The following is a 26,298-nucleotide window of genomic DNA, read 5'->3' as shown; positions in this document are numbered from 1 at the left end:
TGGTTGTCCCTATTTCTGGTAAATGAAAGCGTCAAATCCGGCGTTTTTGGCTTGCTGAACGAGCGCTTCGGCATTTTCTTTCGAAGAAAAGGCGCCAATTTGTACTTTATAAAGGCTGTCCCTGTAAATCACAATGGCATCAAACCCTTTCGCTTCCGCTTGAGCGGCAAGCGAATCGGCGTTGGCTTTGTTCCTGAAAGCACCGATCTGCACTTTATAGAGAGCTGCGGATTTTTTTGAAAGGTTAAATGCCCTTGCGAGTCCGTTGGCGTGGCCTCTGGCAATGGATTGAATAAACGTGGATGACTTCAGTTTCTCGGCGTCGCTTGTATTGTCTACAAAGCCATTTTCCGTAAGCAGTGCGGGCATGACCGTTTCTCTTAACACGTGAAAATTGGCCGTTTTCTTGCCGCGATCCCTGAAATCGACAACTTTTAAAATCTCTTCATGCATGAGATCCCGATAGGTGGTGGTAGGTGCGCCGACGCCGGGATAAATATAATCCTCGAAACCTGTCCCGCCCCCGGCATTGATGTGAATCGATAGAAAGTAGTCTGCTCCCCAGCTGTTCGCGGAGTTCGTGCGTTGCGTCAGACTGACGGTTTGGTCGCTTGTCCTGCTCAGCTGGACTGAAACATTTTGATATTCATTCAGCAGAATGTTTCTTAAAGCCAAGGCGATTTGCAATGTTAACTGTTTTTCTTGCAAACCATTGGCTGAAGCGCCTGGATCAGTCCCGCCATGGCCGGGATCGATAAAAAATTTTACCACAAGACATCACCTCAATAGACAGTCTATGAACAGATGTACGGGAAGGGTTGTACGATTGCCATCGGATTGCAGAATTTTGTAAATATTCAGCTTATTATAGAACGTATCATTCTCTTCAGGCAAGGGGTTGCATGATTAATGTTTTTATCATATAATAAATTACGCTGCATTGTACGTAATGATAATTAAGTTTTAACCTTTAAGCTGTAATAGGGAGTTTTATATCGGAACCGGAATGTCATGCCTTCCTCGAAAGGACGACAGGAACGTTTCTGCAGACACCCACTTTGAGGAGTGTGGTTTAAAACTTTCTTACTTGCATACGGCAATTGCAGCACTTAAGTCATTTTAACAAAATGGCTTTTTTTATTTGTGAAAAAATAGTTTACTATAAAAATATTATGTAAACTAAATGGCTGAGAAATTTGAAATAAAGGGCGGACACCGCCCTTTTATTCATTTTAAAGCGAATACGTGAATTCCAGCCGGCAGAAGGTGCAAAAGGACTGGCATCAAAAATGCTGAATGATCATAATTCCCGTGATCATCAGGACAATTCCCAGAAGGCGCTGCACGTTCAAGCGGTGTTTGGGGATTCCGAACCATCCAAAATGATCGATGATGAGGGCGATGATCATTTGGCCGCTTAAAGCCAAAACAACAGTAAGAGATGCTCCGACAATCGGCAAAAGCAAAATATTGGACGTAATAAAGATGACGCCAAGTATTCCGCCTGTCCAAAGCCACCAAGGGCTGCCTGTGACAAAGGTTTTTGCTGTTTGTAAATTGTTTATATGAAATAACCGCCGATGTTCAATGATCGTTGTGAGAAAAAGAAGAACGATCATTCCCACCAAAAACGAAATCAGAGAAGCGATTAAAGGTGATTGGAGAGCATTTCTCAGCTCTGAATTGATGGATGTTTGAATCGGGGATGCCATTCCGGCAAAAAGCCCGAGCATCATGTAAAGAAAAACGTACATAGATCTGTTTTTCATCGGTGATGAACTCCCTTGCTATTAATATTTTTTGATGATGAAAACCCCGGAGATGATGAACAGAATGCCGATGACTCTAGGAAAGTTTAATTCATGAACAGGAACATGAAACCATCCGAAGTGATCGATTGCCAAAGCCATTATCATCTGCCCAAGCAGAGTGACGACAACCGTCAGTGCTGATCCAAGACGCGGAAGCAACAAAATATTTGATGTTAAATAAAAAACGCCTAAACATCCGCCCCCCACGAGGATCCACCATGGGATGGAAGGAAAAAGTCCGATGATAGACAAAAAATGGCGCTCTGTCACGAAGGCAACAATGAGCAGGATAAGCGTCCCGACAAAAAAAGAAATGGCCGCCGCCCCGTAAGGAGACCCGATTTTCATGCCTAGCCGTGAATTAATTGAGGTTTGAACGGGAATCGCCATTCCGGCCAAAATGCCGGCTATCAGTATTAAAATGATCATCATTTCTAAAAACTCCTTTTTGCGGTGATTGGAACGATTATTTCAAATCTGCGGAAAGTCTTGCTGTTTTGAAGGACTCCTTGTATTTTGGCGAAAAGGAGTTCATGATGCAAGTGCTGATTGATGAAAAGAATTCAAAATTTGCAGCTTTATATCTATATCATGTTTTTCTTTTGTGAAAATAATGTTCCAAGAAGATTTTGAGATTCAACAAGGTTATATAGCGATAAAAAAATCAAAGAGGACTCCGGCTGAGTTCTCTTTGGTTTTTTCAAGGTTTCTCATGAATTCCAGTCCGGTTCCTCGTGTTCAAAGCCGTAAAATCTCTCCATAAAAAGTAGGTTGAAATCCCGCCAAGATTCCGGTCATCCAAATCGAATACACAAATTTTTAAGAAAGAAGAATTGTTAAACTGAAAAAAGTCCTATACACTACAAGTAATATTTTGTTAGGGGGTGGGAATGTGTTCAACGAAAGAGAGGCGCTCCGATTAAGACTGGAACAACTGAACAATGCCGAGATTCAAGCCATACGCGAACTCCAAAATGAGCGGAAAGACATTTATTCCAGACTGCGGGAATTAGATCGTCAAAAAGTTTCATCATCACATCATAAAAAAACTTTATTACAATTAGTCGATGAAACTGCAAATCTCTTGAAAAAATAAACCGAAAGCCGTTTGATCCAGTGGCCGTGAGGGGGATTAAAGAAGTAAATAGAGGTTTTGCTTTGCTCATATTTTGTAATTGCGCGAAAAATGGAAAGGTTAGCAACTTGACTAGAAAAAGAACATTGTATAAGATTATTCTTACAAATCCAATAGGAATTACAGCCCTAAAACTGACTGACTTGTCAATCAAGATTCAGGGTGAGGAGGGAAATGCTTGGGAAATACGGACACAAGAGAGGAATTGCTACATATCGCGCTTGAGATTTTTGCTACGAAAGGATATCACGCGACAAAAATTTCAGACATCGTAAAACAGGCTGGCGTTGCACAGGGAACCTTTTACTGGCACTTCAAAAGCAAAGAAGAAATCGCCAAGGAAATCATAGACAGAGGAAAAGAAAACCTTCTTGCAGCTATTCATCAAGGCTACAGGCAAACGTTTGCTCTTACTGATGATATGATCCAATCCACGACAGCACTTATGAAAAGAATTTTTACATTTGCACAGGAGAATAGAAACTTATTGACATTTTTATTAGTCAAGGGACAAGGCGCCGATCCGGAAATCAGGGAGGCAATTGAAGAGGCGCTGATCAGTGTTGAACAGGCATTTAAAAAGAACATCCAAAGGGCTACAGAGCTTGGAATGCTAAATTCCTCCCATAACACTGACCTGCAGGCCACCATGTTAACTAGTCTTGTGTTTGGCACACTATCAAAATGGCTGTTTGGGCCAAAGCATGATCTGAATTATGTTCCTAAGTTTTCGGTTGATGAAATGACTGAAGAATTGGTTCATTTTGAATTTTTCGGGCTGATTGGCCAAAGGAGGAATTAAATTTGACTATTATTCAAAAATCAAATGGAGAGTTTGGGATTTTTCATGAAGCCGGTATGCAGGCGAAGGGGTCTTTCACTCCGAATTCAGACGGACTGTCGCCGATAGAGCTGTTGGAAGCTTCATTAGGTATGTGTATCACCATATCTCTGCGAAAGATGTTTGAAAGGGATGGGATAGAAGTGCAGGAGGATGAGTTTTCAGTTTCTGTTTCCGCCGCTAAAGCACCTGAAGGCCCGTCCCGGGTTGAGAAATGTACGGTTAGCGTCAAATTGCCTGAGCATCTTCCGACCGATTATAAAAAGAAATTAATCACCTCTGCTGAAAGGGCATGTACAATCGGCAATACGTTAAAACGAGGGGTAACGATTGATACGAATATGGTGTAACAACCTACACGATGAAACGAAGGAGCATAAAAATGGAAAACAACAGTAAAAAACCTTCCTCTACAAATGCTGATGATTTTGCTGTTACGTCAGTGCCTGAAAATAAGAGAAAATCGATTTTTAACATTACAATTACAAGCTGTGCCTGGATTATCTCATTGTCGACGATTGTGACTGGAGGAGCCCTAATCCAGGGATTGAATTTTGCACACGCGGTTTTAGCTGCTGTCTTAGGCATGCTGATTCTTGCGGTCTATGGCTTTTTTCAAGGTGTAATGGGTGCAAAATACGGAATATCGACAACCGTTCTTGCCCGTCAGGCTTTTGGACGCTACGGATCGAGCCTTTTTGGAATTGTCTTGGCACTGACGCTTGGAATCGGCTGGTTTGGCTGGCAGGTTGCTTTCTTTGGGACGACAATTTCTGAAATGTTTCCGGGGGTTTGGCTTGCAAAGCCTGAGGTCGCCATCGTTTGGGGCGGCATTTTAATGATCCTTACCGCTTTTATAGGATATCGCGGGCTTGCCGCTTTAAGCTTTATCGCCGTACCTTTAGTCGTCATCTTTTCTATATGGGGCATTGTGAGTGCAGTCAATTATTCTGGAAGCTGGCATAACTTGCTGACGTTTCATCCGACAGGGGACCCTATGACGATATTTGCCGGAATTACAATTGTAGTTGGAAATGCTGCATTAGGTGCGGTTGTTTTTCCTGACGTGACGAGATATGCAAAAGGAGCGGTTTCAGGAGGAATAGGCGCGTCTGTAGGTTATTTCCTTGGAGGTGTTTTCTGTCTTGTTGCAGGAGCGGCAATGGCCATTGCTGCGAATGTTCCGGATATCGGGTCAACACCGAATATACCAGCCGCTATGAGCAAGCTTGGGCTTGGATTCTTGGCATTTTTCATCATCGTTTTTGCGCAGTGGACGACGAATGATAACAATTTGTATACCGGATCTCTGGGGCTTCGCAATGTTGTGAACATTCCTAAGAAAGCACTTGTGGCGATCATGGGCGTAATCGGAATTATCATTGCATTATTAGGTGTCCAAAATATGTTTGTGCCATTCTTAACATTTTTAGGTTTGTATGTTCCGCCGATCGCAGGAGTCATGATCGCCGATCATTGGATCACAGCACCTGTCATCAAGAAAAAACAATATCAATTCGGGGCTGGAACAACTTATTCGAAGCTGAATGTTGCGGCGATTCTCTCGGTGATCATCGGAGGTTTTAGCGCTTCAAAGATAACGTTCGGTATCGGGCCGATTAACTCTACTGTACTTGCATTTTTGATTTATATCATCTTTACGTTTATTTTCACAAAATTAAATCTCCGTTACGAAATCGGAGAAGCGACAGAGGAATCGTCTGGTTTTTAAGCGGATAAGGAGGAAAGGTTTTCAATGATGAATGAAAAAAACCAATGGGTATTTGGAATTGATGTCGGCGGGACGTTTACAGATTTAGTGGCTGTCAACAAGGGAGGACAAATGGTTTCGACGAAGACGCCTTCAACCCCTGACCAGTCTGATGGTGTGATGAACGGGATTAAAAAAATGGCTGAAATCATCGGCATAGACGTAAAGGATCTGTTAGCCAATAGTCCATTGGTTGTCCATGGAACAACAGTTGCCACCAATGCCTTGCTGGAATATAACGGAGCAAAGGTGGGGCTCCTCACGACGGATGGCTTTCGGGACGAAATCGAGTTCCGCCGCGCGTACAAAGAAAGCGTGTTTTCTCCGCGCTTGGAAGCTCCTTATCAAATTGTCCCAAGAAGGTATCGTGTGGGGATTCCTGAACGATTGGATCATACAGGAAATGTCGTAACTGAGCTTGATCAAGAAGCCGTCCGCCGGGCAGTCCGCGGTTTTGTCCAAGAGGGGATCGAGGCGGTTGCTGTTTGCTTTCTGTTCAGCTTTATGAATCCTTCACATGAAATCCGTGTTAAAGAGATTGTTCATGAGGAAGCTCCAGGCATGTTTGTATCGTTATCATATGAAGTGCTGCCGCAGATTCGGGAATTTGAACGGGTAAGCACGACCATTGTCAATGCGTTCACAGGCCCTTCCATGCAAAGCTACTTGAACCATCTTGACGAACGGCTTCGCGAAGACGGATTTACTGGAGAACTGTTTGTCATGCAATCAAACGGCGGGGTGCAAAATGTCATTCAAAGCGGAAAATTTGCCGCAGGAGGCCTTCTGTCAGGTCCAGCCGGAGGAGTGACAGCTGCTTCCTTTATCGGAGAAAAATCAGGCTACGAGAACGTCATTACCGTAGACATGGGCGGAACAAGCTATGATGTCTCGGTTATCGAAAAATTAAATCCGGCGATCACGACGGAAAACTGGATCAGCAGATACCGGGTTGCCCTGCCGATGATGGATATCCACACGATCGGCTCCGGCGGCGGAAGCATCGCCTGGATTGACAACGGCGGAGCTTTACAAGTCGGTCCGCGAAGCGCAGGCTCAAATCCTGGGCCGGCCTGCTACGGAAGAGGCGGAGAAGAACCGACTGTTACGGATGTGAATGTCTTCTTAGGCTATATTAACCCTGATAACTTCCTTGGCGGAGAAATGAAGCTTGACCGTTCACTGGCTGAAAAGGCCATCCGTACAAGAATTGCTGAACCGCTCGGGATTTCGACAGTGGAAGCCGCTCTTGCCATCTCACAAATCGTCAATAGCGATATGTCAAATGCAGTCCACTTTGTGACGACACAGCGAGGCCATGATCCAAGGAACTTCGCTCTAATGGCTGTCGGCGGTGCGGGAGCCATCCATGCAGGTAAGCAGGCGGAAGACCTCGGCATTAAAACCGTTATCGTTCCGCCCCTTGCCCCGGTCTTTTGTGCGCTCGGCGATGTAGCAGCAAACCTTAAAGTAACGGAGCTCAGGACGCACTTTGAAAGTTTGAAAAACGTTGATCTGCAAGCGATGAACGCCGATTTTGAAAAGATGGAACAGACGGCCCGCGAAAAACTTGGAGGTCAATCGGTCACCAATCAATATGAAACCCGCCGCTTTATCGATATGCGCTACGCCGGGGAAGTCCATGAAGTAACCGTACCGGTGAAATCAAGGACGCGGAGGATTACAGAATTGAATCTTGAAGCAACGGTGGCAGATTTCCATGACCTTCATGAAAGAATGTTTGCCCATAAAGACCCTGAGCATGACATTGACTTCTTAAACCTCCGTCTTGATCTGGTTGGGGTCAGAGAGCCGTTAAAGCTTAAGGAGGAGCCGTTTGAGCAGGAGGATCCTTCAAAAGCGAAAACCGGTGAACGCGATATGTATTTTGAGATCGAACCGACGAAAACGCCTATTTTCAACGGATCAATGCTTGAGCCGGGCAACCTGATTGTCGGTCCGGCTATCATTGAGCAATGGGGTACGACCATTGTTGTTTATCCGGGACATGAGGCTCTAATCGATTCATACCGCAACTGTGTCATCGAAGTAAAGCATTCTCAACAGGCGACAAGAGGTGGAAATGCATGATCCAAGCTCAAATTCTTTATAGCAAGCTGCAATCGATCGGCAGAGAAGTCGGGGATAATTTGCAGCGAATCTCCCGTTCCCCTTTGCTTTCGCAAGACCGGGCATTTGCTACAGCGCTTTTTACGAATGAGCTGAAAATCGCGGTTCAACATCAATATGAGCCTGAACATTTGTTTGCCTTAAAAGAAAGCGTGGAAAAACTGTTCGACTATTTTTCATTTGATATCGCAGATGGAGATGTATTGCTGGTCGCAGATCCATACAGCGGCGGAACGAAAGGACAGTCGCTCACCATGGCGGCGCCGTTATTCCTTGAAGGGGAGCTCGTACTCTTCCCCGCTATCCGCGCTCAGATGATCGATTTGGCCGGCGAGTATCCGGGCGGCTTCCATCCCGATGCATTTGAAGTATGGCAGGAAAATATCAGAATTACGCCGGTAAAGCTTTATAAGCAAGGCGTTCTGCAGACTGATATTCTTCGTTTCTTATTATCAAACAGCCGGGTGCCCGCTTCCTTTAAAGCGGATTTGGAAGCCATGTATACATGTTTACAAGGCGCCAAACAGCAATTGAAAACGTTTCTTGGCAGCTATGGCCAAAAAACAGTGACCGAATCGATCGAAAGCATGTTTGAATACAGCCAAAAAAGAGTTGAACATCATGTATCTCTCCTGCCTGAAACGGAAATGAGCGCTGTCCAGGAGTTTGAAATTACAAAAGGAAACAAGAGTACAATTCATGTGCAGATCTCAAAGAAGGACGATTCGGTTGAAATCGATTTGAGCAGATCGTCGGCACAGTCCGTAAAGCCGGTTAATGCACCTGCTGCTTTAACGAAGGCGTTTGCCGTTTGGCCGTTCCTGGCAAGGATTGCCGATGAAATACCGATCAATGAAGGAACGCTTCAACCGTTTCAAACGAAGACGAGACTGGGAACGATTTTGGATCCGGAATTTCCTGCAGCTACAGCATTAGCTCCAAGCATTACCGGACATTTCATCGCTGAAGCGGTATATAAAGCTATTCAAAGCGGACAAGACACAAATGAAGAATTTCCGCCGATATACGGGACAGGTCCGCAGGCCGTTTTTTATCCGGAGCTTGGCACGGAAGCTGAAACGAAATCAATTGTTCTGGCGCCCGGGTATCCTTCAGCTTCAAAAGGCTTCGGACCGCCTGCTTTATTTGGTCAACGGATGCTTGTATCAGCAGAGGAATTGGAGCTTTACCACGGTTTTAAAATGGTTTCCCGGGAGTGGACGGATAATGGGGAAGAAATGAAAGTGTCTCTGCTTAACCAGGAGGACGATATTTATTTCAACCTTCTTCTGCCTTTTAGCGAAAGGGGAGAATACGGGTCTCTGTCAAGAACGGGAGACCATGATGCAACCTTTTATGAAAGCGCGGTAAACCAACATGTGAAAAAAGGCGACCTCCTCGTCTTTACGTACTCTCAAAAGGAGGAGCAGCTATGATCAATCAGGACTTTATCCTATCACAGGTGGTCGGCGGTTCTCTTGATGCGGTTGCCAGGGAAATGAGCGCCACTGTCACGAGAACGGCCCGTTCACCATTGTTTAACGAAGCACATGATTTTACGACGGGCGTCTTTGACCTTTCCGGCAAAAAATCGCGCCTTGTCGCGCAAGCCCCCGGCTGTACGCTTCACCTTTATGCGGTAGTAGGCGCAGTTGACCATTTATTGGACGCCTTTCGGTATGATCTTCACCCCGGAGATATTCTCCTTGTCAATGATCCGTATCATGGAGGCTCGCACAGCCTTGACTGGACGATCGTCATGCCGGTTTTTTATAATCGCAAGCCGATCCTGCTCCCTGCTGTCCGAAGCCATATGGCCGATAATGGAGGTCCGGTTGCCGGAGGGTACAATCCGCGCTCAAAAGACATTTGGCATGACGGGTTGCGGATTCCGCCGTTGAAAATCTATGAGCGGGGAGAAAAGCGTAGGGATGTATTCGATTTAATCGTTGCAAACAACCGGCTTTCCCATTGGCTTGAAGGCGACTTAAATGCGATGATCGGGGCATGCAAGGTCGCTGCCTCCCGAATTCAGACCATGCTGGATAAGTATGGTGCCGAGAAGGTGATTACAGCTATTGACAACCGGATTCAATATACAGAAAACAGGGTTCGCGATGAAATCAGCAGCTGGCCGGACGGCACCTATGTCGGTGAAACATTTGCTGACCACGACTTTCAAGGCAACCGTGATATTAAGGTTCGCGCAACGGTGACCGTGAAAGGCAGCGATCTTCACATTGACTTTACCGGCTCATCCCCGCAAGTAAAGGGCTTCATCAACAGCCCGCTCTCAAATACGACTTCGTTTGCTTTTGTCGGTATTTCGACTTGCTGTGATGAGGATATTCCGATCAATGAAGGATATATGAATCCGGTAACAGTAACCGCGCCTTTAGGAACAGTTGTGAATCCGCAGCTGCCGGCACCGTGCGGACACGCGACTGCATGCGTAGGAGCAGAAATAGCCGAGGCTGTTTTACAGGCCATTTCCCAATGTGCGCCAAAACGCGTCGGAGTCAACGCCCATAAGCTTCCTCTCGCCTATTCTCACGGAAAATACGATGACGGCAAGCCGTGGGTGAATTTGAATTTTTACGGTTATACCGGCGGCGCGGGGGCTGCATACGAAACGGACGGATGGGGGCTTTATCCTCCTGTTATGACAGGAGTCATTCTTCCATCTATTGAAATGACTGAAGTTCAATACCCGAGCCGTGTATTAAAACATGAATATACGAGCGATTTTACGGGTGCAGGCCGATGGAGAGGCACACCCGGGTTGGATGTTCAGATCCAGCACTTAAAGGAAAGCCGCACAAGCGTCATGATGGCAGGGGTCCGAAATACAACAAAAGGCTTCTGCGGAGCTGGCGATGCACCAAGCAATAAGGTGATCGTCGGGTATGGAACAGACGAAGCCAGAGAAATCGATGAAACGGCTTTTGAAGTCAAAATGCCTGCGGGCGGCATCATCCAATTTTATCGTGCAGGCGGCGGAGGCTGGGGGAATCCGCTGGAACGTGAACCGGAAAAGGTGCTGGACGACGTCTTAAACGAGTTTGTCAGCATTGAATCAGCATTGCAAGATTATGGTGTCGTGATTGACCCTGAGACACTTGCCATTAATGAAATGGAAACAAAACGTGTGCGGGCTTCCCGCCTTTCATAAATAAAAAAGCTGATCTGAAAGGAATTAAGTAACCTTTTCGGATCAGCTTTTTCTTTTCAATATATCCATGGTAAAAAGAGGATAATCGCTTTCAGGAGAGAATGTAAACATAACCGGTTTTATCATTTTAACCGGCGGGTACATAACAGATTAGCATGTGAAGGAGGCCAAATCATATGAAAAACAAAAAAGCGTTTTGGGGACCTTTTCTGTTCGGCGTCGGCATCATCGCCATGATCGACGGCATCATCTTTCATCAATTGCTTCAATGGCACAGCGTGTACATGGATACAGATCGCTCTCACCAAATTATGAGTGACGGACTGTTCCATCTGTTTTCGCTCGTCATCCTTTTCATCGGCGGAATCCTGCTGTGGAACAGAGGTGAACTGGGCAGCAGCCGGCCGCAGCACATCTTTTGGGGAGCCTCTTTGCTTGGGGCGGGCTGGTTTAATTTCCTTGAGGGCATCATCAATCATCATCTTCTTCAGATTCACCACGTCAACCCGCTAAGCCCGAACCGCCTCTTATTCGACCTTGCTTATGACGCATCGGGCCTTTTGATCATTCTGGCCGGATGGCTGATCTACCGAAAAGGCAAACAGGGATAAAACATTGGTTTGTCAGCACAATTATTTCTCGGGAAAGCGCAGGTTTCAACAAGACCTGCCTTGTTTTTGTCAAAATTTGAAGAAATAAAAAACCCCCATTTTAAAAATTGATGTGATCAGTAACAGCCGCTTGAAGAAGTCGTTTTATGTAAACAAGTTTTTAAAATGCGGCAAAGTGCAACTGTTCACTTCAAGCAAAAAGGGTGTTAAAAACTTACTGGAGATATTGAATGGAAAAAAGATGTTCATAGAGCTTGATGGGCATCTTTTTTAAATAGGAGGTTTACATATAAAATGTTAAGTGTGTTGTTGCCTAATTTGCTTATATTTTCTGCTATCATTTTATTTTTATATTACATGATCGTATTGGTAAAGGAAAACCAGATGAATCGTAAACAAAACGAGGAAACCCAACAGTTGCTTAGGGAGATATTAAAGGAAGTGAAAAGCAAAGACTTACAGCAAAAATAAAAGTTATTAATTTCTGGGAGCGATTTAGTTATACCCCAAAGGAAACATTTAGGGGGAAGACTGCACCTTCTTTTCAAGTGAAAGTCGGTGCGAGATTTGCAAGGAGGCTATTTCATGCACTATTGGATTTGCTGCAGTTTACCCCTAAACCTTTAAATAAAAATCACCTTAATTATTCCAAACTGAGATAACCCGGGAATAGGATATCCTTAAAAGACAAATGATTACGAAATCCTGAGCAATTTGTTTCCTCTTCAAATAGATGTACATAAGAAAGTCTCACGTTGGTGGAGAAATAAATAATCTGTAAATGTGAGGGGATGCACTTGACAAGTTTTGTTCAGAATACCGTGAATGGTTTAAAGAGTTTATTAGATCAAAATGGAGTCATTAGGAGCCTTGGCTCTGAAGGTGAAATTACAGTTGCTCTTGTCACATTCTCTGACAGCGGAGCCTCTCAAAGCGATATACGCGCTTTCGAATCACATCATCAATTATCTCTTCCTGCTGATTATAAAAAATTTTTAACTCTACATAATGGAGCTAGAATTTTTGATATTCTTTTAGATGGAGTGAATATTGGCGGAGGTCTGCATTTATTTAACCTCAAGGAAATTGATACAGAACTGAAAGATGAAGAATTGTATGAGGATGTTAGCGGTATTCCAGTTGGCCATTTGTTGGAAGAGTGCGACCTTATTATTGACAGAGAAAGGCTCAAGGAAGGAGATCCCAACTACCTTTATTTACTTGAGGATGGTCTGGAGTATAAGCCTCTTGATTTAAATTTTGAGATATTTTTAGACCGATATGTTATGTGTCATGGGCAGCCATTTTGGGAGTGGAGATATTACACAGCGGAGAATTATTATAGAACTTGACGACCGGATTTCTGGTCGTCTTTTTTGAATTCGAATAGGGTATTTGTTCCAATTCAAAGGATTCATTTTGTTGGATAAGCAGGATTTATTCACCAATCCTCTTCTATTTATTGATAAGCTCTAAAATGTTTGCAACTTTAGTATTAGAGGAGAGTGCCATGAAGACTCTGGGTGTTCAGGCGTTACACAAAGCCATTGATCAAACGATGGCACAATTAAAACAGCAGTCAGACGAATTTGCTCAAGTCAAAAAAATGTTGAGGGCATTGCATCACTTGGTGATGCTTTAAAAGGGAAAGTCGGTGACACAAATCGTGAATTTAAAAGGAATGTCATATTCCTTTTCTACAGTTCTTTGAATCTTTCAGTCGAACAACGAAACATTTGGTATCTAAAGCCAACGCCACCATTGCTAAAGTCAGGCATATCGTTGATTTTCCAGATTTGAATGATAGTGATTTTCACAAACAGGGTCAGAAAGCCTTAAAGGAAATCAATCAACAAGCTGTCACATGTGATGACATGTTTGTTGAGTATCCTTAATATAAAAACCAAAGAAGGGGGAATAAAAGAAAGAACCTCTTGGAACTGGAAAGCAGCTTTAAAGCTCCATATGAACAGAATGCTAGAAGGGTGATGAAATCTTTCCCTTTTTTACCTTAATGTTTCTTAAATTATTCCTTTCCTACATTGACCAAGAAACCAAATATAGGATATGCTTTGGTGAGAGTCTGTAAAAATGAGGGATTTTTGCAAGGGGGATTTTTTGAGGAATGAATAGTGGCTCCACTGTGTGGCAAAGAAATTTTTCCTTTCTGTTTGTCTCTAAAATGGTGAAAATAACCGCAGACAGCTTTGCTTTTACTTCTATTTTGTGGTTTCTCATTTTAGATGGAAAAGGAGCTGTCGGAACGGGTATGCTAATAGCTGTCACCCTTCTTCCACAAGCTTTAATAGCACCGTTGATTTCACCTTTTATGAAGCCAAAAACTCTTAAGTTCTGGATGTTCTCCGCAGATATAACAAGGGCTTCATTGATGCTGATCATCCCAATTTTTTATTTTAGTGGATTTTCACCATTATGGTTCATTATTTCACTAATGCTGATACATTCGGCAACTGGGGCTTCTTATGATCCTGCATCCATTTCCATGATTCCGCAAATTGTTAAGAATGAACTTATTCAAAAAGCTAATGCCACCATAGAATCTTCAGCCCAAATTGTAAAATTGGTCTCGTTAATGATTTGCGGTATATTGATTGCCGTAATAGGTGCCGCTTATACAATGCTTATTATATTTCCATTTTACATCGCTTCAGCCTGTTTAGTTTTGTGTATTAAATATAGCTTGAAAGAAGAAGGGTCTCAGGAACAGAAACCAAAAGGCGCATATTTCAAAAAGCTAAAAAGAGGTTTTGTACTTGTTCGAAATCATCATATTTTGCTTCCGCTAGCCGTATACTGCGTTTTGTTAAATATCGGTTCAGCTCCTTGGGAGGCGCTTTCAGCGATCTATCTTTCAGAAGATTTAGGCGGCGGTTCGGTCATTCATTCTTTCATAAGAGTAGCAACAGCTACCGGAGCCTTTTTAATGGGGTTTATCTTAACTAAAGTGAGAGTGAACCGATACGGACTATTGTTTGTCTCCGCTGGAATTATAGAAGGAATTGCACTTTTCATTACAGGAATGAATTCAGTTTTATTACTACTTCTTCTCGCAGCATTTGTTTTGGGGGCTACCATCAGTGCCATAAACGTACCTGAACACACCATTATTCAAACCTCAGTTGCAGATGAAGATCAGCCACAAGTATTTGCTGTTATTAGAATGATCTCTCATGTGATGGTACCATTAGGGGCTTTAATTAGCGGCTATGCAGCTGCTGCCTTTGGTGCAGGAAAAGTTATCGCTTTCGGCGGACTGATTGAAATTCTAGCTGGAATTGCGATATTAACTCTTACGAAACTAAGTAAAACCAATCGTTCAGACATGATAAGGGGTAAAGAAGAAAGCTTAAAAATGTAAGAAAATTCACACGTTTAAATACTGAATATTTCAACACAATTAAATAAGCTTCCAAGAGTCAAGTATCAGAAAAAATAGAGAAGAAAGGGGTTTTAATTTTGGTGGATAAAAGCGTAATACCCTATGATCTAGTTGCAACGAAAATGAATTATTGGTATGTAGCCCTTAAAAATGACTGGGTTGATGAAGCTGAAAAAATGAAATCTGAGGTTAAACAAGAGATCGCTATAATGGAAGAAAATCAGGATGTTCTTATATATTTTTCATTGCTTGAATTCCGTCATAAGCTGATGTTGGATTACCTTTGTCCAGAAGCAGCAAAAGATATACAGGTTCATTATGAAGAGTTAAGGGAAAAGACTAAAGGCGGGAAAAATTTGAATGGTATGCTCGAATATTATTACTATTTCTTCACAGCAATGTATCATTTTAGACAAAAAGAACTTCTTCATGCTTTGGCTTACTACCAGAATGCTGAAAATCAGTTGAATTCATTTGAAAGCGATGATGTTGAAAAGGCAGAATTTTATTTCAAATTGTCAGAAATTTATTACTATATGAAACAAACATATTTTTCTATGTATTATGCTAATCATGCATATAAGATTTATTTAAAACAGCCAACATACGGCCAGCGTAGAGTACAATGCCAATTTTTAATGACTGGTAACTGGCTGGATAAAATGAATCCTGAAAAAGCCCTGGAGCATACCAGCAAAGCACTGTCAGATGCAAAGGAATTGCAAGTTGATTATTTAATTGGTTCTTCACACTTGAATATTGGAATATGTTATAATCAACTTGAAGAACTTTACAAAGCAGAGAATCATTTTCAAATGGCTGCTGAACTTTATAAAAATGAAAAGCACAGCTTTTTGCCAAAAGCCCTCTTTAATATTTCGCACGTTAAAGCGAAGCAAGAGAAATGGATTGAAGCAGAAGATCGGTACTTCGAGGGGAAGGAGTGGGCTCAAAAGTTTGAGGACCAAGAATTCCTTACAAAGCTGAAAATGATTTACGGGTTGTATTTATCATTTGACCTTGACGCAGTTCGAGAATCCTTTGAGTTCTTCAGTGAAAAAGGTATGTATGCAGACATAGAAGAGTATGGAGTCATCGTGGCCGAACTTCTACAAGGAAAAGAAATGCTACATGATTCACTTGAGTTTTACCGCAGAGTAGTTGAGGCAAGAAGACAAATACAAAGGAGTGGGACAGTACATGAAAGCTAAGGTGCTAATTTGCTCTATTCTGTTATTGGGTGCAGTTGGTTTAGTGGGCACTTCCTACGATCAATCAACAAATACAACATATCATGTTGCTGACAGGGTAGCAATTTAAATCTGAGACTGCTAAATTAACATATATAATAACTTTTATTAGAGACCAGGTCGTGAAACTCTCCGTGAGTTTATGGCTGGTCTTTTTCATTTCTGAAATATCGATAAGGTTTCCGGATTTCACCAAGATATTTAAGCCAGTAAAGAAGCGACTTTCAAATATATTCCCACAAGCATTTCAGCACCAGATTTGCCTCTCGAAAAAATGGAAAAATTGATGCTAAATGGTCAATATGGTAAGCGTATAAATGGGAAGGTTTAAGAAGCTAACGATGTTTTTAAGGAGCTTAAAATAAAACAGATCTGAAATACTAGGAATGGAATTAAAGTGAATCTTGAGTGAAAAGTGATTAAAGTTATGTTTAATCAATTGTAAAAATGTGTATTATTTTTGAATTATTTCTCAATTCTACACCGTTTGACAATTTTTTCATCCTTTAGGTGTTAAAGTCAAGGTGTCTATTAAATGGACAAGCATTTAATAGGTAAACAAAACGAAAAGGGGATGTGTTTATGTTTAAAAACAAACTCAAAAAAGTAGCGGGAGCGGTTGCAGTTGCGGGTGCTCTGTTGGTATCTGGATTACCTGCAAGCGCTGCACCGGATTTAACTCCGATTAGAGACAAGTATCCAGATGCCTACCAATTCCAATGGAATGGCAACAATACTGTAACTGTTTTCTTTAGAGACAGCCAAGGTAAATCTTATCATGAAACATATACATGTGTTACGGTTATACAAGGAACTTGCTACGTGTATAAGTAAACCGTAATATAAAATTCTGTCTCAATCGGTTTGTATTCTTATTCTTCCTGAGACAGAATTTTTTTCATGTCTTCAAAAGGTCATTAACCAAATCAGTTACTTTCAACTTCACTTTTGATGCCTTCCCTGTGTCCAATCCCTCTTTATTTTTTCATTTATGCTCCTCTTGATGATCAATGAAGGCAAAACTGGAACAGTATGCTATGGGTTTATCCCTGTTTGCGTATTATTACAATTGGTTCAGTAACAGAACATGAAGATAAAAGTGGAACAGGGGAGAGCTGAGCAGCGCCCGCAGCACATCTTCAGACTGACTGGCATCATTATTGTTTTTCATGTGGTAATGCACTTCTGCTCTCTCGATTGAGCCCGGATATTTCTCTGCTTGTTTATTGTGAGGAAGGGAGAGTGTCAACTCTTTTTGTATGAAATGGAACATTCCTATAAAAATCCCGGCATTCCTGTTAAATTTTTTGGCCTATGTACTCTTCTAGCTCACCATCGTTTTTCTCAAGTTATCATTCATGTATGTCTAAACGCGAGTAGATTAGTATAGTAAGACATCATGGTTTTCTTCCATGACTTTTATTTCTTGAATAACCTCTTTTCGCATTTCTTCTGCTCTACCAGCTCAAATCTTATTACATACCAATGTTGTCACTAAGTCGGCTGATTTACATCTTCAATAGGCAATGCTATAAGTTTGACAGAACCTTTCTTGCACCTAAAAATAGCCATGAACAAAGAACAAACGGCATTGTTAGGACAGGGAGTCCATATGGCAAGAGATACGTGCTGAGTCCTGCTGTTATAGGCACTGTCAGACAAGCTGAAATGATCCCTGATAAAAATGCAAACCGGTTATGTTCACTTTTAAAAACGGCCGATGCAGCTTGATTGATCGCAAATTCAGACTGGCTAAAGAAGAAAAAACATGGTGTCAAAAGGTTTTAAATCTAATAAAAGATAAGAAATTAAATTTTCCCTTTCTGTGTTATATCAGTGTAGAAGGAATAAAGGGGGCGTCTATACTCATCTAGGCAGAAAAACGAATGTCACGTACATAAGATAAGGGGCCCAAATATAATACAGGGAGAACGCGCGGATATTCACGCTCGCGTTCAAAAAACGAAACGTGCCCTTATTGTTAAATAAACAACGAGGGACCGCTTCATAAGATGAGACAAATAAAAAACACCTTCAAGTTTAAAAGCGGATAGTTGTTATCCGAAATAAGCCTTGGAGGTGTTTTTTAAAGGGAATCGGGTTACATGGTTTGGTGATGAAAATGAGACTAAAGCGGAACTGAAGATGATTGTTGAAAAGACATTTGGGATGACGGAAGCTATATTGAGTACCCTAATAATCACCAGGACACGATAAAGAAAATTTAAAATAAGAAAGAGATGCACAAGAAGGCAATCACGAGTAAAAAGAAGACAACACCAATATATAGATAATCCAATAATCAAATTCGTGGATAAATTAATAGAACTCATAAAAAAAGCGTTTTATAGAATAGCTGGCGTCCTTTTGGTTTTTGGAGTAATGGCAGCTCTATACGTGATTGGGAGTGGTGGAGACTATAAAACAGGAGATGAACTACGGCTTGGGGAGTCTATTACAGGTGCTAATTCTATTGAGAATTTAGAGAAAAACTCCGGTAATATATTCAACGTTGGAGGGGATACAATTACTATATCAAAGCATCAGAGAATAAAAATTGTAAAAACTTTAGAAGAAGATAACTTGGCATTAATAGAAGTGTTAAGCGGGTCTGATAAGGGCACTCAATGGCGGGTGAAAAAATCATCTATTAGAAGAGAGTATAAATCACGATCTTCGAGAAAATAGGGAAATAAATATGAAAAAGGATCTTCTGATGCTGAATTTAATAGCGCTAAACGTGAACTTGAAACACTAGTCGGTATCAGGGGAGAGACTAACGAATACTTTGGGGAAGATAGCATTCTAGTGATGGGAATTGTTGGTTATAAGATTAACTAATTTTTTGGAGGTTATTATGTACTTTATATCGGGATTTATTTCGTGTTTGCTGGGGCTATCAATGTTATTTTCTGTACAGTTGTTATCTGTTGCTTTTCCTAATTATGTGATTGATGGGATTAGTGATGAAGAGACTTCAGTTTATTTTCAATCATCTGTGTTATTTTATCCTGTATTGTTAATTATCTTAGGTGTAATATTAATTATTGTTCATTTTCGAACAAAAAAGTGAGATTTTTGAATATATTCTGAGCAAAGAGAGATGTAAAAATGGTAAATGTCTTAACTAATATCTTGAAAAATGACAGATTGGATGTATATCCGTTATTTAAAAAGTTTTGTTCCCTCAAAGAAAAAGGGTTACGTAAGGAATCTTTTAAAGCATTATCTTCCTTTATTAAAGAAGCAAAGATGTGGGGTGATAATGCACAACAGAATTTTGCTTGTTGGCTGTTTGCTTTATTTGAAACATCAGATGATATTCACTATGTACTCGTTCATCCATTGGAAAAGGAACTTTTAAAGCCTTTACTTGAGAGATGGATGAAGAATAATCCCGAAGATCCAAGACCACATAGGTGGTATGGTTTGTTTTTAAATACTGAAAACTGTGTCGATTACTTAAACAATGCACTTAGACTTGGTGGCAGCAATGAACAACTATCCTTATTAACGCTAATCGATATTAACTTGAACGCCCTTTGGTATTCATTTCATCATATATCCGAAGATTTGTATCTTGGTGATATTAAAGAAGATACAGCACTTCTTGCTAAGTCCCGGCTGTTAAACAACAAAGTAGGATGTGAACAAACAAGGAAAAACAATAACGAAGTACTTAACTATTATCAAGAGCTTTTGAATGACTGGGTGACGTTTAAAAAAGAACGATCAAAGGGATTTGTTGAATGGTGTGAAAATAAGGGTAGAAACTATTATTGGGTCAAAGCTTATTATTACGAAAGATAACAATATTAAAATTGAAAAGACTATAGCGGAAGGCGAAAGAGCACAGCGGAGGAAGTAAAATGCTGTAAAAATGGAGTGGGAACAATAATGTAACTGTTTTCTTTAGAGACAGCCAAGGCAAATCTTATCACAGGACATGTACGTGTGCTTGCTATGTGTATAAGTAAATAAATCGTCATATTAAAATTCTGTCTCAATCAGTTCTGATTCTTCTTGAGACAGAATTCTTTCCATTTATTCAATCTTCCTAAAGGTATTTAACCAAATCAGTAAACACTTCAACTTCATTTTTTATTCCGGCGGATTGGCTCATTTCCCAAAGGACCTCGTCACTCATCATTTTCTTCCGATTTACCATGTCAACCCCGTTAAGCAATTACCGAAAAGGCAAACAGAAATAAAAAATTGGTTTGTCCGCACAGCTTACCTGAATACAATAAGAAATAAAGTATTTCTCGGGAAAGCGCAGGTATCAACAAGACCTGCCCCGGTTTTGTCAAAAAGCATCGGATTGTGCAGTCATGTGGGCGTCTGTCACGGCTTAAGCGCGCCATGAATAGGATATAAAGAGAGAATGGTGAGGTGAGTGTGTTGGAAAGGGCTGTTACTTATAAAAACAACGGACAAATCAATATCATATTGAACGGTCAAAAGCAGGTTTTGGCCAATTCAGAGGCTGAAGCCGAATATCAGGCTGCACTGCAAAAAAATGAAGCCAAACACAGCATTCTGAAGGAAATTGAAAGGGAAATGAACACGCTGGTCGGAATGGAGGAAATGAAGCGCAATATCAAGGAAATCTACGCCTGGATTTTCGTCAATAAAAAGCGCGAAGAACAAGGCCTTAAGGCTGGAAAACAGGCGCTACACATGATGTTCAAAGGAAATCCGGGAACCGGAAAAACGACCGTCGCCAGGCTAATCGGCAGGCTTTTTTACGAAATGAATGTTCTCTCAAAAGGCCATTTGATCGAGGCGGAGCGCGCCGATCTCGTCGGTGAGTACATCGGCCATACGGCGCAAAAAACGAGGGATTTAATCAAAAAAGCGATGGGCGGAATCCTGTTCATCGATGAAGCTTATTCCCTTGCCAGAGGCGGAGAAAAAGACTTCGGCAAGGAGGCAATCGATACATTAGTCAAACATATGGAGGATAAGCGCAACGAATTTATTTTAATCCTCGCCGGATATTCGCGGGAAATGGATCATTTTCTTTCATTAAACCCGGGCCTTCAGTCAAGGTTTCCGATCAGCATCGATTTTCCCGATTACTCAGTCAGCCAGCTGATGGACATTGCAAAACGGATGATGGCAGAAAGGGAATATCAGTTCAGCCCTGAGGCCGAATGGAAGCTGAAAGACCATCTGATGGCCGTCAAAAGCACGGTCAGCCCCGCGAAGTTCAGCAATGGCCGCTTCGTCCGCAACCTGATTGAAAAATCCATCCGGTCGCAGGCGATGAGACTGCTGATGGGAGACTGCTATTTAAAGAATGACCTGATAACCATCAAAAGCCAGGATCTCGACTTGAAAGAAGACGCGCCGCACGTATAATGGCGCGTTCTTTTTTTATTTTCGAGGATTTCTGGCAACCGCTCCCTTCGTTTGTTATGATAGTACTGCTTATTGACTAACGTTAAGAAAGGAACATGATCACTTGAACGAACAGGAAGTCATGAAAGAGAAAGCCATATTAGTCGGATGCCAGCTTCCGCACGTGTCTGATGAGCGTTTTTCATACTCGATGGAAGAGCTCGCCGCGCTGACGAAAACGGCCGATGGAACGGTTGTTTCCACGGTCACGCAGAAGCGGAACCGTGTGGATGCTGCTACATATATCGGAAAAGGAAAAGTAGATGAATTGGCGGTGCTCTGTGAAGAGCTGTCGCCCGATGTTTTAATTTTTAATGATGAATTGTCGCCGAGTCAGCTGAAAGCGCTTGTCACAACGCTTGACGTGAAAATCATCGACCGGACGCAGTTGATCCTCGATATTTTCGCCAAACGCGCGCGGACAAGGGAAGGAAAGCTGCAAATTGAGCTTGCGCAGCTGCAATACGCCCTCCCGCGGTTAAGCGGTCAGGGAATCAACCTGTCAAGGCAAGGCGGCGGGATCGGAACAAGAGGCCCAGGGGAGACAAAGCTTGAAACCGACCGGCGCCATATCAGAAACCGGATTCATGAAATCAATGTGCAGCTGTCTACCGTCATTCGCCACAGAAGCAGATACAGAGAAAGAAGAAAGAAAAACGGTGTACTGCAAATCGCGCTTGTCGGCTACACCAATGCAGGGAAATCGACATGGTTTAACAGGCTTACAGACGCCGACAGCTATGAAGAAAACCTGCTGTTTGCAACACTTGATCCGATGACCCGCAAAATGACGCTCCCGAGCGGATACAGCGTATTGCTCTCGGATACGGTCGGGTTTATTCAGGATCTGCCAACGACTTTGATCGCGGCTTTCAGGTCGACGCTCGAAGAGGTGAAAGAAGCCGATCTGATTCTTCATATGATTGATTCTTCTCACGAAGACTACGAAGGCCACGAGGCGACAGTCAAGCGCCTTCTCGAGGAACTTGAAGCAGATGATATTCCCGTTTTAACCGTCTATAACAAAAGAGACCGGAAGCGGCCGGATTTCATCCCTTCTTCAGGGAGAGGTCATATCATGACGAGCGCCAAAATAGACGGAGACTTGCCGCTGTTTAAGCAGGCGGTTGAAGACTATCTGAAAAAGGAACTGCTCGTTCCGTATGACGTAAGGATTCCCGCTTCAGAAGGAAGGCTGTTGTCGAGAATCAAGTCTGAGACAATGACGAACAGCACCATTTTTGACGAAGATCGCGAAGCATATGAAGTGAATGGATATATTCTCCCTGACCAAAACATTTTGGGAGAGCTGAAGAAGTATATGTAGGAAAGGACACGGCAGAACATGTTTGAGACATTAAAACACGGAGATCTACTAAAGAAAACGGCGGTTGAGGCTGAAACCGACATCGCACAGATTCACAAAACAATTGATGAAATCAGTGAACGAAATGAGTGGAGGGTGCTTGAAAGCTACAGAAAACACAAAGTATCGGACACTCATTTCACACCATCGACAGGCTACGGCTACGATGATATCGGCCGTGATACGCTGGAAAAAGTCTATGCCGACGTCTTCGGCGGTGAAGCGGCCCTTGTTAGACCGCAGATCATCTCGGGAACCCATGCGATATCAATTGCTTTATTCGGCGTTCTCCGCCCGGGGGATGAACTTCTTTACATCACCGGCAAACCGTACGATACCCTCGAAGAGATCGTCGGCGTCAGAGGTGAGGAAAACTCGGGGTCTTTGAAGGATTTTCAGATCGGATACAGCCATGTCGAGCTGACAGAAGAGGGAGCCGTTGATTTTGACCGGGTGGCAGCTTCCATCACACCGCAGACAAAGGTCGTCGGAATCCAGCGCTCAAAAGGATACGCCGATCGTCCGTCTTTTACAATTGATGAGATTGAGAAGATGATTCGCTTTGTTAAAGAAATAAACGAAAACATCATCGTTTTCGTCGACAACTGCTACGGCGAGTTTGTAGAAGAGCGTGAACCGTGCCATGTTGGAGCGGATCTGATGGCAGGTTCGCTGATTAAAAACCCTGGAGGCGGCCTGGCCAAAACAGGCGGCTATATCACCGGCAAGGAAAAATGGGTGAAAGCCTGCTCCTACAGAATGACTTCACCGGGAATTGGCAGTGAAGCCGGTGCATCGTTGTACACGCTCCAGGAGATGTATCAGGGCTTTTTCCTTGCGCCGCATGTCGTCTCCCAGGCATTAAAAGGAGCCGTGTTCACAGCCCGCTTCCTCGAAAAGCTCGGCTTTAGGACGAATCCTTCATGGGACAGCAAGCGGACTGATTTGATCCAGTCTGTCGAATTTTCGAACCCGGAGCAGATGATCGCGTTTTGTCAGGCGATTCAGTACGCTTCTCCTGTCAATGCTCATGTGACGCCGTATCCGAGCTATATGCCGGGCTATGAAGATGATGTCATTATGGCGGCCGGCACTTTTGTACAGGGAGCAAGCATTGAACTATCAGCGGATGGCCCTATAAGACCGCCTTATGTGGCATATGTCCAAGGCGGATTAACCTATTCCCATGTGAAAAATGCGATATGCAGTGCTGTGGATGCGCTCATGAAGCAGGGATTAATGTAAAGAAAATAAAGAATATTTTCATGTAAAGATTCCTTACATCATGTTGACACATTATATAACATCACATATAATAAATTTATATAAGAAAAGGAGGAAATTGAGATGAGTGATAAAATTCGCCGCTCAATGCCCTTATTTCCGATAGGTATCGTCATGCAGCTGACTGAACTGTCCGCAAGACAAATTCGGTATTATGAGGAAAATGGACTGGTATTTCCTGCAAGAAGCGAAGGGAACAGACGTTTATTTTCATTCCATGATGTAGATAAGCTGCTCGAAATTAAAGATTTGATCGAACAAGGTGTAAACATGGCGGGGATTAAACAAATTTTCGCCAAAACAGAAAACGAACAAAAAGAAGACAAACAAGACAAGCCGAAAAAAGCAGAGAAGCACAACTTGTCGGATGAAGAACTGAGAAAACTGCTGAAAAACGAGCTTATCCAAGCAGGCCGTTTCCAAAGAGGGACGACATTCCGCCAGGGAGACATGTCCAGGTTTTTTCATTAATTTGTTAGCAACTGCATTGCTATATACATTTACCTTTTAGAGGAGGAGTTTTACGAATGGCAAAGTATACAAGAGACGACATTGTTAAACTAGTAAATGAGGAGAATGTAAAATATATTCGCCTTCAGTTTACAGACATTCTTGGAACGATTAAAAACGTTGAAATTCCTGTGAGCCAGCTGGAGAAAGCACTTGATAATAAAGTCATGTTCGACGGCTCTTCAATCGAAGGATTCGTCCGCATTGAAGAATCCGATATGTACTTGTACCCTGACTTAGATACATTTGTGATTTTCCCATGGACCGCCGAAAAAGGTAAAGTAGCCCGCTTCATCTGCGATATTTATAATCCGGACGGCACGCCGTTTGAAGGTGATCCGCGCAACAACTTAAAACGTATTTTGAAAGAAATGGAAGACATGGGCTTCTCAGATTTCAATCTTGGACCAGAGCCTGAATTCTTCCTGTTCAAGCTTGACGAAAAAGGCGAGCCAACGCTTGAACTGAACGACAAAGGCGGATACTTTGACCTTGCGCCGACTGACCTTGGCGAAAACTGCCGCCGAGACATCGTACTTGAGCTCGAAGAAATGGGCTTTGAAATCGAAGCGTCTCACCACGAAGTTGCACCTGGACAGCACGAAATCGACTTCAAATACGCCGGAGCCATCCGCGCTTGCGATGATATCCAAACGTTCAAGCTCGTTGTTAAAACAATCGCGCGCAAACACGGCCTGCACGCAACATTCATGCCAAAACCATTGTTCGGCGTAAACGGATCAGGCATGCACTGCAATCTATCACTCTTCCGAAACGGCGCCAACGCCTTCTTTGACAAAGACGCTGACCTTCAGCTGAGTGAAACGGCAAAGCAATTCATCGCCGGCATCGTCAAACACGCAACAAGCTTTACAGCCGTGACAAACCCGACTGTCAACTCTTACAAGCGCCTTGTTCCAGGCTATGAAGCACCTTGCTATGTGGCATGGAGCGCGCAAAACAGAAGCCCGTTAATCCGTATCCCGGCTTCCCGCGGCATCAGCACGCGCGTAGAAGTCAGAAGCGTAGACCCTTCTGCGAACCCGTACCTTGCCTTGAGCGTACTCCTTGCAGCAGGACTTGACGGCATCAAAAACAAGCTGGAAGCACCGGCTCCGATCGACCGCAACATCTATGTCATGACAAAAGAAGAGCGCCTCGAAAACGGAATCGTCGACCTTCCTGCGACACTGGCAGACGCTCTCGAAGAATTCAAATCAAACGAAGTCATGGTCAAAGCCCTCGGCGACCACCTATTCGAACACTTCGTCGAAGCAAAAGAAATCGAATGGGATATGTTCCGCACACAAGTCCATCCTTGGGAGCGCGAGCAGTATATGTCTCAGTATTAATCTAGGAATCCCTTGGCACCAGCGGTGTCAGGGGGTTTTTGTTTTTGTGGGTGTTTCTAATATTTTAAGAGGGAACATTAATCACCCACAAATCACCCACAAATCACCCACAAAAAATCACCCCATTATCGTGGAGATATACTCTTCATATCTATTCATTGAATCCATGTCGATCTTTTTTGCTGACATGGAAATAAATATCGGGCATAACTTATAGACTTTTGTGACCGAGTCGCTCTTGAACACGGCTGAAGAGATCTGA

At 42.8% G+C, this 26,298-nt stretch carries 24 protein-coding genes, 1 other RNA gene and 2 pseudogenes; 21 read left to right on the top strand and 6 right to left on the bottom strand.

Annotated elements, in window-relative coordinates; all coding sequences use genetic code 11:
• Positions 1-9: 9 nt before the first annotated feature.
• Positions 10-771 carry an N-acetylmuramoyl-L-alanine amidase gene (locus tag H2R00_RS05750; protein ID WP_182070648.1) on the bottom strand — a complete coding sequence of 254 codons (762 nt, stop codon included), beginning with the start codon at positions 769-771 and terminating at the stop codon, positions 10-12.
• A gap of 158 nt (positions 772-929) precedes the next feature.
• On the opposite strand from H2R00_RS05750, the gene ssrS reads away from it, so the two are divergent.
• Positions 930-1,113, top strand: a non-coding RNA gene (gene ssrS / locus H2R00_RS05745) — 6S RNA.
• Positions 1,114-1,283: 170 nt separating this feature from the next.
• Here ssrS and H2R00_RS05740 read toward each other — a convergent pair.
• On the bottom strand, positions 1,284-1,769 hold the full coding sequence (locus H2R00_RS05740; RefSeq protein ID WP_154998775.1) for a DMT family transporter: 486 nt from the start codon (positions 1,767-1,769) through the stop codon (positions 1,284-1,286).
• Positions 1,770-1,790: 21 nt separating this feature from the next.
• On the bottom strand, positions 1,791-2,243 hold the full coding sequence (locus H2R00_RS05735) for a DMT family transporter (RefSeq protein ID WP_154998777.1): 453 nt from the start codon (positions 2,241-2,243) through the stop codon (positions 1,791-1,793).
• A 460-nt stretch (positions 2,244-2,703) separates the two neighbouring features.
• On the opposite strand from H2R00_RS05735, the pseudogene H2R00_RS21495 reads away from it, so the two are divergent.
• The 13 genes and pseudogenes from H2R00_RS21495 to H2R00_RS05670 form a co-directional block, all read left to right on the top strand.
• Positions 2,704-2,829: pseudogene (locus H2R00_RS21495) on the top strand (hypothetical protein); the annotation flags it as partial.
• 295 nt (positions 2,830-3,124) lie between these two features.
• Complete coding sequence (locus tag H2R00_RS05725) at positions 3,125-3,748, top strand: TetR/AcrR family transcriptional regulator (protein ID WP_182070647.1); 624 nt, start codon at positions 3,125-3,127, stop codon at positions 3,746-3,748.
• Between the two features lie 2 nt (positions 3,749-3,750).
• Entirely contained in the window at positions 3,751-4,137 is a 387-nt protein-coding gene (locus H2R00_RS05720) for an OsmC family protein (RefSeq protein ID WP_182070646.1), read from the top strand.
• Positions 4,138-4,169: 32 nt separating this feature from the next.
• The gene (locus H2R00_RS05715) at positions 4,170-5,519 is read left to right on the top strand and encodes a cytosine permease (protein ID WP_182070645.1); all 1,350 of its coding nucleotides are present in this window, start codon (positions 4,170-4,172) and stop codon (positions 5,517-5,519) included.
• Positions 5,520-5,543: 24 nt separating this feature from the next.
• Positions 5,544-7,649: a hydantoinase/oxoprolinase family protein gene (locus H2R00_RS05710; protein ID WP_182070644.1), complete on the top strand. Its 2,106-nt coding sequence runs from the start codon at positions 5,544-5,546 to the stop codon at positions 7,647-7,649.
• Positions 7,646-9,124 (top strand): hydantoinase B/oxoprolinase family protein, encoded by a 1,479-nt coding sequence (locus H2R00_RS05705; protein ID WP_182070643.1) that lies wholly within the window; start codon positions 7,646-7,648, stop codon positions 9,122-9,124. The genes H2R00_RS05710 and H2R00_RS05705 overlap by 4 nt, the downstream gene beginning before the upstream one ends.
• Positions 9,121-10,860, top strand: a complete 1,740-nt coding sequence (locus H2R00_RS05700) for a hydantoinase B/oxoprolinase family protein (RefSeq protein ID WP_182070642.1) — start codon at positions 9,121-9,123, stop codon at positions 10,858-10,860. Before H2R00_RS05705 ends, H2R00_RS05700 begins: the two co-directional genes overlap by 4 nt.
• 176 nt (positions 10,861-11,036) lie before the next feature.
• The gene (locus H2R00_RS05695) at positions 11,037-11,471 is read left to right on the top strand and encodes a DUF2243 domain-containing protein (protein WP_176275532.1); all 435 of its coding nucleotides are present in this window, start codon (positions 11,037-11,039) and stop codon (positions 11,469-11,471) included.
• Between the two features lie 791 nt (positions 11,472-12,262).
• Positions 12,263-12,823 carry an SMI1/KNR4 family protein gene (locus tag H2R00_RS05690; RefSeq protein ID WP_244958289.1) on the top strand — a complete coding sequence of 187 codons (561 nt, stop codon included), beginning with the start codon at positions 12,263-12,265 and terminating at the stop codon, positions 12,821-12,823.
• Positions 12,824-12,981: 158 nt separating this feature from the next.
• Positions 12,982-13,321: pseudogene (locus H2R00_RS05685) on the top strand (T7SS effector LXG polymorphic toxin); the annotation flags it as partial.
• Positions 13,322-13,596: 275 nt separating this feature from the next.
• Complete coding sequence (locus tag H2R00_RS05680) at positions 13,597-14,850, top strand: MFS transporter (protein WP_154998796.1); 1,254 nt, start codon at positions 13,597-13,599, stop codon at positions 14,848-14,850.
• Between the two features lie 98 nt (positions 14,851-14,948).
• Positions 14,949-16,082, top strand: coding sequence for a response regulator aspartate phosphatase (locus tag H2R00_RS05675; protein ID WP_182070641.1), 1,134 nt, complete (start codon positions 14,949-14,951; stop codon positions 16,080-16,082).
• Between the two features lie 621 nt (positions 16,083-16,703).
• Positions 16,704-16,955, top strand: coding sequence for a hypothetical protein (locus H2R00_RS05670; RefSeq protein ID WP_020451531.1), 252 nt, complete (start codon positions 16,704-16,706; stop codon positions 16,953-16,955).
• Between the two features lie 229 nt (positions 16,956-17,184).
• Here H2R00_RS05670 and H2R00_RS21165 read toward each other — a convergent pair whose 3' ends face one another.
• The 3 genes from H2R00_RS21165 to H2R00_RS21595 form a co-directional block, all read right to left on the bottom strand.
• The gene (locus H2R00_RS21165; protein WP_244958288.1) at positions 17,185-17,394 is read right to left on the bottom strand and encodes a hypothetical protein; all 210 of its coding nucleotides are present in this window, start codon (positions 17,392-17,394) and stop codon (positions 17,185-17,187) included.
• Between the two features lie 108 nt (positions 17,395-17,502).
• Positions 17,503-17,568 carry a hypothetical protein gene (locus H2R00_RS21160; protein ID WP_244958318.1) on the bottom strand — a complete coding sequence of 22 codons (66 nt, stop codon included), beginning with the start codon at positions 17,566-17,568 and terminating at the stop codon, positions 17,503-17,505.
• An 82-nt stretch (positions 17,569-17,650) separates the two neighbouring features.
• Positions 17,651-17,773, bottom strand: a complete 123-nt coding sequence (locus H2R00_RS21595; RefSeq protein ID WP_244958317.1) for an urea transporter — start codon at positions 17,771-17,773, stop codon at positions 17,651-17,653.
• A gap of 715 nt (positions 17,774-18,488) precedes the next feature.
• On the opposite strand from H2R00_RS21595, the gene H2R00_RS05655 reads away from it, so the two are divergent.
• The 7 genes from H2R00_RS05655 to glnA all read left to right on the top strand — a co-directional run bounded on the left by H2R00_RS05655 (position 18,489) and on the right by glnA (position 26,036).
• On the top strand, positions 18,489-18,809 hold the full coding sequence (locus tag H2R00_RS05655; protein ID WP_182070639.1) for a hypothetical protein: 321 nt from the start codon (positions 18,489-18,491) through the stop codon (positions 18,807-18,809).
• Positions 18,810-19,232: 423 nt separating this feature from the next.
• Positions 19,233-19,931: a hypothetical protein gene (locus tag H2R00_RS05650; protein ID WP_182070638.1), complete on the top strand. Its 699-nt coding sequence runs from the start codon at positions 19,233-19,235 to the stop codon at positions 19,929-19,931.
• 588 nt (positions 19,932-20,519) lie between these two features.
• The gene (gene spoVK, locus H2R00_RS05645) at positions 20,520-21,485 is read left to right on the top strand and encodes a stage V sporulation protein K (RefSeq protein WP_003182136.1); all 966 of its coding nucleotides are present in this window, start codon (positions 20,520-20,522) and stop codon (positions 21,483-21,485) included.
• A gap of 103 nt (positions 21,486-21,588) precedes the next feature.
• Entirely contained in the window at positions 21,589-22,851 is a 1,263-nt protein-coding gene (gene hflX, locus H2R00_RS05640) for a GTPase HflX (RefSeq protein ID WP_154998823.1), read from the top strand.
• A gap of 18 nt (positions 22,852-22,869) precedes the next feature.
• Positions 22,870-24,135 (top strand): methionine gamma-lyase family protein, encoded by a 1,266-nt coding sequence (locus tag H2R00_RS05635; RefSeq protein WP_182070637.1) that lies wholly within the window; start codon positions 22,870-22,872, stop codon positions 24,133-24,135.
• Positions 24,136-24,237: 102 nt separating this feature from the next.
• On the top strand, positions 24,238-24,645 hold the full coding sequence (locus H2R00_RS05630) for a MerR family transcriptional regulator (protein WP_003182143.1): 408 nt from the start codon (positions 24,238-24,240) through the stop codon (positions 24,643-24,645).
• A 56-nt stretch (positions 24,646-24,701) separates the two neighbouring features.
• Positions 24,702-26,036 carry a type I glutamate--ammonia ligase gene (gene glnA, locus H2R00_RS05625; RefSeq protein WP_003182145.1) on the top strand — a complete coding sequence of 445 codons (1,335 nt, stop codon included), beginning with the start codon at positions 24,702-24,704 and terminating at the stop codon, positions 26,034-26,036.
• Positions 26,037-26,298 lie beyond the last annotated feature (262 nt).

It is taken from the genome of Bacillus haynesii, from assembly GCF_014042035.1.
GTDB classification, from domain to species: Bacteria; Bacillota; Bacilli; order Bacillales; family Bacillaceae; genus Bacillus; species Bacillus haynesii.
This window is presented reverse-complemented; position numbering and strand designations above follow the sequence as displayed.

Bases quoted from the DNA above. Each gene is read 5' to 3' on its own strand.
- H2R00_RS05740 (WP_154998775.1), bottom strand. From the start codon at position 1,769: ATGAAAAACAGATCTATGTACGTTTTTCTTTACATGATGCTCGGGCTT.
- H2R00_RS05735 (WP_154998777.1), bottom strand. From the start codon at position 2,243: ATGATGATCATTTTAATACTGATAGCCGGCATTTTGGCCGGAATGGCG.
- H2R00_RS05715 (WP_182070645.1), top strand. From the start codon at position 4,170: ATGGAAAACAACAGTAAAAAACCTTCCTCTACAAATGCTGATGATTTT.
- H2R00_RS05710 (WP_182070644.1), top strand. From the start codon at position 5,544: ATGATGAATGAAAAAAACCAATGGGTATTTGGAATTGATGTCGGCGGG.
- H2R00_RS05705 (WP_182070643.1), top strand. From the start codon at position 7,646: ATGATCCAAGCTCAAATTCTTTATAGCAAGCTGCAATCGATCGGCAGA.
- H2R00_RS05700 (WP_182070642.1), top strand. From the start codon at position 9,121: ATGATCAATCAGGACTTTATCCTATCACAGGTGGTCGGCGGTTCTCTT.
- H2R00_RS05695 (WP_176275532.1), top strand. From the start codon at position 11,037: ATGAAAAACAAAAAAGCGTTTTGGGGACCTTTTCTGTTCGGCGTCGGC.
- H2R00_RS05690 (WP_244958289.1), top strand. From the start codon at position 12,263: ATGCACTTGACAAGTTTTGTTCAGAATACCGTGAATGGTTTAAAGAGT.
- H2R00_RS05680 (WP_154998796.1), top strand. From the start codon at position 13,597: ATGAATAGTGGCTCCACTGTGTGGCAAAGAAATTTTTCCTTTCTGTTT.
- H2R00_RS05670 (WP_020451531.1), top strand. From the start codon at position 16,704: ATGTTTAAAAACAAACTCAAAAAAGTAGCGGGAGCGGTTGCAGTTGCG.
- H2R00_RS21165 (WP_244958288.1), bottom strand. From the start codon at position 17,394: ATGTTCCATTTCATACAAAAAGAGTTGACACTCTCCCTTCCTCACAAT.
- H2R00_RS05650 (WP_182070638.1), top strand. From the start codon at position 19,233: ATGGTAAATGTCTTAACTAATATCTTGAAAAATGACAGATTGGATGTA.
- H2R00_RS05635 (WP_182070637.1), top strand. From the start codon at position 22,870: ATGTTTGAGACATTAAAACACGGAGATCTACTAAAGAAAACGGCGGTT.
- H2R00_RS05630 (WP_003182143.1), top strand. From the start codon at position 24,238: ATGAGTGATAAAATTCGCCGCTCAATGCCCTTATTTCCGATAGGTATC.
- glnA (WP_003182145.1), top strand. From the start codon at position 24,702: ATGGCAAAGTATACAAGAGACGACATTGTTAAACTAGTAAATGAGGAG.